Source organism: Nostoc sp. CALU 1950 (genome assembly GCF_051172895.1).
Lineage (GTDB): Bacteria > Cyanobacteriota > Cyanobacteriia > Cyanobacteriales > Nostocaceae > Nostoc > Nostoc edaphicum_A.
The window spans coordinates 1-1,005 of the sequence record NZ_JBDNJQ010000398.1 but is presented as its reverse complement, the minus strand read 5'-3'; the positions used below and the strand labels follow the sequence as shown (position 1 = coordinate 1,005).

General features: G+C 44.3%; 1 protein-coding gene. It reads left to right on the top strand.

Annotated elements, in window-relative coordinates:
- The first annotated feature begins 88 nt into the window (after positions 1–88).
- Complete coding sequence (locus tag ABF638_RS38155; protein ID WP_435027915.1) at positions 89–991, top strand: IS982 family transposase; 903 nt, start codon at positions 89–91, stop codon at positions 989–991.
- Positions 992–1,005 lie beyond the last annotated feature (14 nt).

Here is a 1,005-nt window from a genome sequence, read left to right as displayed (position 1 = left end):
ACGCCTTATGTGAGATGGGGTAGCAAAAAAGAAGGGGAAACCCCAAGATAAAGGTAACGACACCAAAGCTTGAGGTCTCCCAATGAATATGGTAGACGGTTCAACCCTGTTGACAACAATTTTTGTGCTGGTAGATGACTGGTATCAGCAAAAAGGCTTTCGTTATGTACCGTTATTGCCAGGGCCATCACCAAGATTCACAGATAGTGAAATGCTAACGTTATTGGTAGCAATGGATTTTTTCCCATACCCAGGAGAACAACAGTTTTTAGGGTTTATGCGGGCCAACTATTTGAGCCTCTTCCCAAAACTGTTAGACCAAAGCCAGTTCAACCGACGAGCCAGACGTCTGGAAGGAATGCTGGAAGAATTAAGACGTTTCTGGGTCGTGGAGTTGGGAGCCATCTTTGAGCGTACCCTACTGTTGGATACAAAACCATTACCAGTAGTGGGTTACAAGCGAGATAAACTCAGAAGTGATTTTACAGGCAGTGCTGATTATGGGTGGTGTGCCAGTCGGAAAATGAACTACTTTGGTTACAAATTGGTACTCATCAGTACTCTCAACGGTATACCCTTAGTTTACTCTTTAGTGCCTGCCAGTACTGATGAACGTCTCGCCGCCGAATCAGTTTTAGGCTGCGTTCGTGGTTGTCGTATCTTGGCTGACAAAGGATTCATTGGTGGCCAATGGCAGAGCGATATCTCCAAAACTACAGGTAATCAGATTTTCACCCCCCATCGAGCTAACCAATTACAACAACAGCCAAAAGCTTTTGAGGGTTTATTAAATAGCTTTCGAGAACGTGTGGAAGGCGTATTTAACGAGGTACAAAATACAGGACGTAATTTGGAACGTCTGCTGAGAAAGAAAGTTGATGCTCTGTGCGTCCATGTTGCCGCTAAAATCACCAGTCATACTCTACGTCTTTTTCTGCGTCAGCGTTTTGGTATTGATGTCCTTACTTTTGAGCAACATCCTCTCCCTTAATTCACATAAGGCGT